This window comes from Flaviaesturariibacter aridisoli, assembly GCF_004343705.1.
Classification (GTDB): domain Bacteria; phylum Bacteroidota; class Bacteroidia; order Chitinophagales; family Chitinophagaceae; genus Flavisolibacter; species Flavisolibacter aridisoli.
The window spans coordinates 108,759-115,458 of record NZ_SKFH01000023.1 but is presented as its reverse complement, the minus strand read 5'-3'; the positions used below and the strand labels follow the sequence as shown (position 1 = coordinate 115,458).

Genomic DNA, 6,700 nt, shown 5'->3' with positions numbered 1-6,700 from the left:
CCGGACGAACGTCCGGCACTTCGAAAATCGGGAATCTGAAATCCCGGATCCCAGATTGGGTTGGTACTTAGTAGTCCATGCCACCCATACCCGGCATACCGGCGGGCGCACCGGCCGCCGCTTTCGGCTCCGGCTTGTCGGCTACCACGCATTCCGTTGTCAGCAGCATACCGGCAATGGAGGAGGCGTTTTCGAGGGCGATGCGGCTCACCTTAGTGGGGTCGATCACACCGGCGGCGATGAGGTTCTCATACTGCTCGGTACGGGCGTTGAAACCGTAGTCGCCTTTGCCTTCGCGCACTTTGTTCACCACAACGGAGCCTTCGATGCCGCCGTTGGCCACGATCTGGCGCAGGGGTTCTTCGAGGGCGCGGCGCACGATCTGCACACCGGTCTTCTCGTCGTTGTTCTCGGTGGCGATATTGCCGAGGCTTTCGATGGCGCGCACGTAGGCCACACCACCCCCCGGAACGATGCCTTCTTCAACGGCAGCGCGGGTTGCGTGCAGGGCGTCGTCTACGCGGTCTTTCTTTTCTTTCATTTCCACTTCGGTGGCAGCACCCACGTGCAGCACCGCAACACCGCCGCTCAGCTTGGCCAGGCGCTCCTGGAGCTTCTCACGGTCGTAGTCGGAAGTGGTGTTCTCGATCTGGGCTCGGATCTGGTTGATGCGGGCCGTGATCGATTCTTTCTCGCCAACACCGCCCACAACCGTCGTGTTGTCTTTGTCTACCACCACGCGCTCAGCGCGGCCGAGGTAAGTAAGGTCGGCGTTCTCGAGCTTGTAGCCCTGCTCTTCGGAGATCACGATGCCCTTGGTGAGCACGGCGATGTCCTGGAGCATTTCCTTGCGGCGGTCGCCGAAGCCCGGAGCCTTTACGGCAGCGATCTTCAGGGTGCCGCGCAGCTTGTTCACCACGAGGGTAGCCAGCGCTTCGCCTTCGAGGTCTTCGGCGATGATCAGCAGGGGCGCGCCTTGCTGGGCAACTTTTTCGAGGATGGGGAGGATGTCTTTCATCGAAGACACCTTCTTGTCATAGATCATAATGTAGGGGCGGTCGAGCTCAGCCTGCATCTTCTCGCTGTTCGTAACGAAGTAGGGAGAGATGTAGCCGCGGTCGAACTGCATGCCTTCCACCACGTCGACCGTGGTTTCGATGCCTTTGGCTTCTTCGATGGTGATGACACCGTCTTTGGAGACCTTTTCCATCGCCTGGGCGATGAGCTTGCCGATCTCGTTGTCGTTGTTGGCGGAGATGGTAGCAACCTGCTCGATCTTCTGGTTGTCGTTGCCTACGGTCTGCGACTGGGCCTTCAGGTTTTCTACAACGGCCTTAACAGCCTTGTCCATACCACGCTTCAGGTCCATCGGGTTGGCGCCGGCGGCCACGTTCTTGAGTCCTTCGGTGATAAGGGCCTGAGCCAGCACGGTAGCAGTGGTGGTACCATCACCGGCGATGTCGGCGGTTTTGGAAGCCACTTCCTTCACCATCTGGGCACCCATGTTCTCGATGGCGTCTTCCAGCTCAATCTCCTTGGCTACAGACACACCGTCCTTGGTGACGGAAGGGGCACCGAATTTCTTTTCGATCACCACGTTGCGGCCTTTGGGACCGAGGGTAACCTTGACGGCGTTGGCGAGAACGTCCACGCCTTTCTTCATTTTATTACGGGCATCAGTTTCGAAAAACAGTTGTTTTGCCATGATTATTCGTGTTTGAAATTTTTAATGATGTTGGTTCATGCTTTGGCTGCGTTCGCATGACAAGGAGCAAGCACCACGGTCACCTTGCGCGCAGCCGAAGGGTGACCGTGCCGAAAACTTATACGATCGCCAGGATGTCGCTTTCGCGCATGATGAGGAAGTCGTCGCCTTCGATGGAGATCTCGGTGCCGGCGTATTTGCCGTACAGAACGGTGTCGCCTTCCTTCACGGTTACAGGCTCGTCTTTCTTACCGGGACCGGCGGCGATCACAATGCCGCGCATGGGCTTTTCCTTTGCCGTGTCCGGGATAATGATACCGCCGGCCGTTTTTTCTTCTGCAGCAGCCGGTTTCACGATCACTCTGTCGTGCAGGGGGGTAACATTCACTTTGTTCGACATACGTATGAAATTTTGGTTTGATTGAAGATGTGGGCCGCAAGGTACGGGTGTTCCGCCCGCGGCGCAGCACCCATGCGCGAATTATGTGCCACCGGGAAAATCCGGAAATTATTTCCGGTCGGGGAGGAATTTTTAGCAGGCCGGGCGGCACTTTTTCCGAAAGAGGCGTTCTTTACGGGTGTCGGTGCGAAATTCTGTCAGGTTGCCGGGCCGCTGGCGGCATCTGTCGTAACATTGCGCCGATGTCTGAACAAGGGTCCCGTTTCGTGCAGGCCGCCGACCGCTGGCCGGATGCCTGGCGCCAGCGCCGCTACCGGCAGAGTCTCCTGCCCGGGGCCTTCCTGGCCCTGGCGTTGCTGGCCGCGCTGCCGCCGTTCTTTCAATATATCGAAGCCCGCAGCGGCACCCCGCTCAACGACCCGATCCTGCGGGTGCTGCCCGCCACCGATGTATCGATAGCGGTATTCAGCTGTATCTGGGGCGCGGCGGCCCTTGCCATCTGGCAGGCTTTGAAAAGTCCGCGCTTCACGGTCATCTTTATCTGGAGCTTCGCCCTGCTGACGGCCAGCCGGATGATCAGCATTTACCTCGTGCCGCTGGAAACACCGCCCGCCCTCATCCCGCTGGTAGACCCGCTGGCCAACCGCTTTTATGGCAGCACCTTCATCACCAAGGATCTTTTTTACTCCGGGCATACGGCCACGATGTTCCTTTTCGTTTATTGTTTTCCGTTGCCCTGGCAGCGCCGGCTTACGCTGGCCGCCGCCTGCGCCGTGGCCGTGCTGGTGCTGGTGCAGCATGTGCATTATACCATCGATGTGCTGGCGGCACCGTTGCTGACCTATTTGTGCTATTTGGGCGGCAAAAAGGCCGCATTCCGCTAAAATGCTTTGGCAGGCTCCGTATTTTTGTGTTGTTTTAAGCGGCCAAATGCGGTGTTTCCCCGAACATCGTCGGCCACCCTATAAACTATTGTCTGTAATGAGGAAGTTTACGATACCTGATTTTGTGCTGGGCAAAACGATCACAGAAGAGCAACTGGCTTTTTTTCAAAAACACGGTGTATTGATGTTCCGCGGCTTTATCCCGCAGGAAACCGTAACGGCTATACGCGCCGAAGTAAGCCGGATTGAGCAGCAGCTGCTCGACGAAGGTGTGGAGAAGATCCACGGCATCCCGCTGAAGTTCGGCAAGGACGAAGATGGCCGCAAGACCATCCAGCGCATCTGCTTCACCTCCAAGTTCAGCCCCCTGCTGCAGGACCTGCTGAAGGACCCGCGCCTGCAGGCGCTCACCGGCCTTGTAGCCCCGTTTGAAGGCCGCATCGGCGAGTATGAGAAAGACGGGCTGGTGCTCAACAACTACGTACGCACACCGAACAGCGCCTTTTCGCAAATGGGCTGGCATACCGACTCGCCGCGCGACCTCTTCCTGGGCCAGCGCATCATGCCGATGCTCAACGTGGGCATCCACCTCGATACCTGCCCCTTCGAGAACGGCGGCCTGCGGATCCTCCCCGGCACCCACACGCAAGGCATCCTGCGCCTGCTGTTCGGCAAGAAATACTTTATCGACCACAAGCCCGACCGCCGCGAGGTGGGCTTCGACATCGAGGCCGGCGACCTTACCGTACACGACGGCCGCCTCTGGCACCGCGTGCAGCAGTCGCCCCACTTCGGCGAGGCCAGCCGCCGCCGCGTGATGTATGTGCCCGTTGTTACCGGCAAGTACATGCCGAAGGACGATAAGAGCAAAACGCCGTTCTACCACCGCCTGGCAAGTACGGTGCAGAACTAATGAATATCGAATAAACAACAAGGACTGTAGCATATTGAAGTGGAGCCTCCTCAACGGGAGGCTTTTTCTTCGAACTCCGGCACGCACTACTTTTACTACCCATTACGCTCCGACCATGAACTATATCCTGATTACCGGCGCCTCGAAGGGCATCGGCCTTTCCATCGCCCGCGCCTGGGCGGCCCGCGGCTTCAACGTATTGCTGGTGGCCCGTGGCGCCGAAGCCCTCGAAGCGGCCGCTGCTGCCATCCGCAAGGACTTCGGCGTGCAGGTTGACTTCCGCTCCGAAGACCTCGGCGACGCCGCGGCGCCGCAGCGCCTGCTCGACTGGTGCCGCAGCTCGGGCTACGCGGTGCAGGGACTGGTCAACAACGCCGGCTTCGGGTCGAGCGGTGCCTTTGCGGAGCTGCCGCTCGAAGGGCAGCAAAACATGATGCAGGTGAACATGAACGCCCTTGTGGCGCTGACGCACCTGTTTCTGCCGGAACTGAAAAAACAGCCGAAGGCCTGGCTGCTCAACATTGCTTCCTCGGCTGCCTACCAGGCGGTACCTTTCCTGAGCATCTACGCGGCTACGAAAGCCTTTGTGCTCACCTTCAGCCGCGGCCTCCGCTACGAGCTGCGCGACACTTCCGTGTCGGTTACCTGCGTCTGTCCCGGGTCTACCGACACCGACTTTGCCAACCGGGCACAGGTAGGGCCCAAGGCGCAGAAGGCCGCTGAGAAGGTCAACATGACGCCCGAAGCGGTAGCCGAAGCGGCGGTGAAAGCAACCCTCCAGGGCCGCGCCGAGGTCATCACCGGGGCCATCAATAAGCTCGGCGCATTCCTCGTATGGCTCTTCCCCAAGTCGCTCGCAGAGAAAACGGCAGCAGGGCTCTATAAGTAATAAAGTGCGAAGTGGAAAGTCGGAAGTAAAGGAGAGGAGCAGTGCTTCCCACTTCAAACTTCCCGCTACCCAACTTGTTTGCCCTATCTTTGCCGGCTCAAAAGTTCTTTACCGATGATCAGCAGAAGGAATATCCGGGTGAAAGTGATGCAGACCTTGTATACGTTGAGCACCCAGGATGGACAAGGAAAACCCGGGGAGCCGCAGCGCCTGCTGCAAAAGCATTTTGACCAGTCGCGCGACCTGCTTCAATACCTCCTTTATTTTGTGACCGAAGTGGCCGGCTATGCCGAAACCGATTCGTTCCAGCGTCGCTCCAAGCACCTGCCCTCGCAGGAAGACCTAAATGTAAACACCAAGATCGCCGGTAACGAGCTGCTCTGGACCCTGAAGGAAGACACGGCACTTGCGGCCCAGTGGGAGATGGGCCAGTCGATGCATCGTATCGACCGCGATATCCTGCGTAAAGCTTACCAGCGCCTGGCTGAAAGCCCGGAGTACCATACGTACATCAGCACCGAAACGCGCGAAAAGAAGAGCGAACGCGCTATTCTTGAATATATTTTCGAAGAGCTGCTGCTGCCCGATGAGTCGTTCATCGCGCACCTTGAAGAACTGTTTCCCAACTGGGACGACGACGGCGAGATGGCTGTTCAGCTCGTTCAGGGCTACCTCCAGAAGCCGGGCTCCTTCCGCATCGACCAGTTCATTTCGGCCGAGAAGCTGCAGTTTGCCAAAAGTCTGCTGGCTACCGTGCTCGAGAAGCACGAGCAGCTCGAAGGATATATCCACCCCAAACTGAAAAACTGGGACGCCGAGCGGATCGCTTCCCTCGATATGATCCTGATGAAGATGGGAGTGGCCGAATTGCTGTTCTTTGAAACCATCCCCCCGAAAGTGACCATCAACGAATACATCGAGCTGGCCAAGGAATACAGCACGGCACAAAGCGGGCAATTCATCAACGGCATTCTCGACAACATTCACAAAGACCTCGTGCAATCGGGCCAGCTGCACAAAACGGATTTCCGCAAAGGAGCCTGAGCCATTAAATTTGCGACCTCAACCCGAAGCGCATGAAAGCATTTATCCCCGCACTGGCCGCCGTCATCCTGCTCGCCGCCTGCAACGGCCAGGACACACAGAGTGGCCACAATTCCGACTCCGCGCGCCGCGCCGCCGATACCCGCGTCATGACCGACTCGGCCAACTTTACCACGCTCCAGTGGCTGGATTCCAGCACTCAGGACCTGCACAAAGTGATGGAAGGAGCGCAGGTGGACGTGTCGTGGCGTTTCCGCAACACCGGCACGAAGCCGCTGGTGATCGAAAAAGCACAGCCCGGCTGCGGTTGCACCGTGGCCGAGAAGCCCGAGGCGCCGATTCCCCCCGGTGGCGAAGGCCGCATCCGCGCCACCTTCAACAGCGAAGGCCGCGTAGGCACCCAGCACAAGAACCTCATCGTACAGGCCAATACCAAACCCTCCACCATCCACGAGCTTTATTTCAACGTGGAAGTGGCGGCTCAATAACTATTTAACCAGCAACTATGTTTTTATTGCAAACAGGCGCACCCGGTGGCGGTGGCTTTCAGTTCATCTTCATCGGCGGCATGATCCTCGTATTCTGGCTCTTTTTCATCCGCCCGCAGGCGAAGCGCCAGAAGCAGCAGAAGTCCTTCGCTGAAGGACTGCAGAAAGGCGACCGCGTGGTGACCATTGCCGGTATCCACGGCAAGCTGAGCCGCATCAACGAAGACGGCACCGTCGACCTCGAGATCTCGCCCGGCTCTTATATCAAGATGGAGCGCACCTCGATTTCCATGGAAATGACGCAGAACCTGAACAAAACAGGCACTGCAGCCCCGGCCGAGAAAAAGTAATCCATAAGCCGGCAGCACCAGGCCGCT

At 58.3% G+C, this 6,700-nt stretch carries 8 protein-coding genes; 6 read left to right on the top strand and 2 right to left on the bottom strand.

Annotated features, from left to right (window positions below; all coding sequences use genetic code 11):
- Positions 1 to 67 precede the first annotated feature (67 nt).
- Together groL and E0486_RS13185 are read right to left on the bottom strand one after the other, a co-directional pair.
- Positions 68 to 1,705: a chaperonin GroEL gene (gene groL, locus E0486_RS13190; protein WP_131852643.1), complete on the bottom strand. Its 1,638-nt coding sequence runs from the start codon at positions 1,703 to 1,705 to the stop codon at positions 68 to 70.
- Positions 1,706 to 1,823: 118 nt separating this feature from the next.
- Complete coding sequence (locus E0486_RS13185) at positions 1,824 to 2,105, bottom strand: co-chaperone GroES (RefSeq protein WP_131852642.1); 282 nt, start codon at positions 2,103 to 2,105, stop codon at positions 1,824 to 1,826.
- Positions 2,106 to 2,347: 242 nt separating this feature from the next.
- On the opposite strand from E0486_RS13185, the gene E0486_RS13180 reads away from it, so the two are divergent.
- The 6 genes from E0486_RS13180 (at position 2,348) to yajC (ending at position 6,673) form a co-directional block, all read left to right on the top strand.
- Positions 2,348 to 2,989 carry a phosphatase PAP2-related protein gene (locus E0486_RS13180; RefSeq protein WP_165917327.1) on the top strand — a complete coding sequence of 214 codons (642 nt, stop codon included), beginning with the start codon at positions 2,348 to 2,350 and terminating at the stop codon, positions 2,987 to 2,989.
- Between the two features lie 97 nt (positions 2,990 to 3,086).
- Positions 3,087 to 3,902 carry a phytanoyl-CoA dioxygenase family protein gene (locus E0486_RS13175; RefSeq protein ID WP_131852640.1) on the top strand — a complete coding sequence of 272 codons (816 nt, stop codon included), beginning with the start codon at positions 3,087 to 3,089 and terminating at the stop codon, positions 3,900 to 3,902.
- 115 nt (positions 3,903 to 4,017) lie between these two features.
- On the top strand, positions 4,018 to 4,791 hold the full coding sequence (locus tag E0486_RS13170; RefSeq protein ID WP_131852639.1) for an SDR family NAD(P)-dependent oxidoreductase: 774 nt from the start codon (positions 4,018 to 4,020) through the stop codon (positions 4,789 to 4,791).
- A 114-nt stretch (positions 4,792 to 4,905) separates the two neighbouring features.
- Positions 4,906 to 5,835, top strand: a complete 930-nt coding sequence (gene nusB / locus E0486_RS13165; protein ID WP_131852638.1) for a transcription antitermination factor NusB — start codon at positions 4,906 to 4,908, stop codon at positions 5,833 to 5,835.
- 32 nt (positions 5,836 to 5,867) lie between these two features.
- A complete protein-coding gene (locus E0486_RS13160) occupies positions 5,868 to 6,323 on the top strand; it encodes a DUF1573 domain-containing protein (protein ID WP_131852637.1) in 456 nt (151 codons plus the stop codon).
- A 17-nt stretch (positions 6,324 to 6,340) separates the two neighbouring features.
- The gene (gene yajC, locus E0486_RS13155) at positions 6,341 to 6,673 is read left to right on the top strand and encodes a preprotein translocase subunit YajC (RefSeq protein ID WP_131852636.1); all 333 of its coding nucleotides are present in this window, start codon (positions 6,341 to 6,343) and stop codon (positions 6,671 to 6,673) included.
- Positions 6,674 to 6,700 lie beyond the last annotated feature (27 nt).

Bases quoted from the DNA above. Each gene is read 5' to 3' on its own strand.
- E0486_RS13160 (WP_131852637.1), top strand. From the start codon at position 5,868: ATGAAAGCATTTATCCCCGCACTGGCCGCCGTCATCCTGCTCGCCGCC.
- nusB (WP_131852638.1), top strand. From the start codon at position 4,906: ATGATCAGCAGAAGGAATATCCGGGTGAAAGTGATGCAGACCTTGTAT.
- E0486_RS13175 (WP_131852640.1), top strand. From the start codon at position 3,087: ATGAGGAAGTTTACGATACCTGATTTTGTGCTGGGCAAAACGATCACA.
- E0486_RS13180 (WP_165917327.1), top strand. From the start codon at position 2,348: ATGTCTGAACAAGGGTCCCGTTTCGTGCAGGCCGCCGACCGCTGGCCG.
- E0486_RS13170 (WP_131852639.1), top strand. From the start codon at position 4,018: ATGAACTATATCCTGATTACCGGCGCCTCGAAGGGCATCGGCCTTTCC.
- E0486_RS13185 (WP_131852642.1), bottom strand. From the start codon at position 2,105: ATGTCGAACAAAGTGAATGTTACCCCCCTGCACGACAGAGTGATCGTG.
- groL (WP_131852643.1), bottom strand. From the start codon at position 1,705: ATGGCAAAACAACTGTTTTTCGAAACTGATGCCCGTAATAAAATGAAG.
- yajC (WP_131852636.1), top strand. From the start codon at position 6,341: ATGTTTTTATTGCAAACAGGCGCACCCGGTGGCGGTGGCTTTCAGTTC.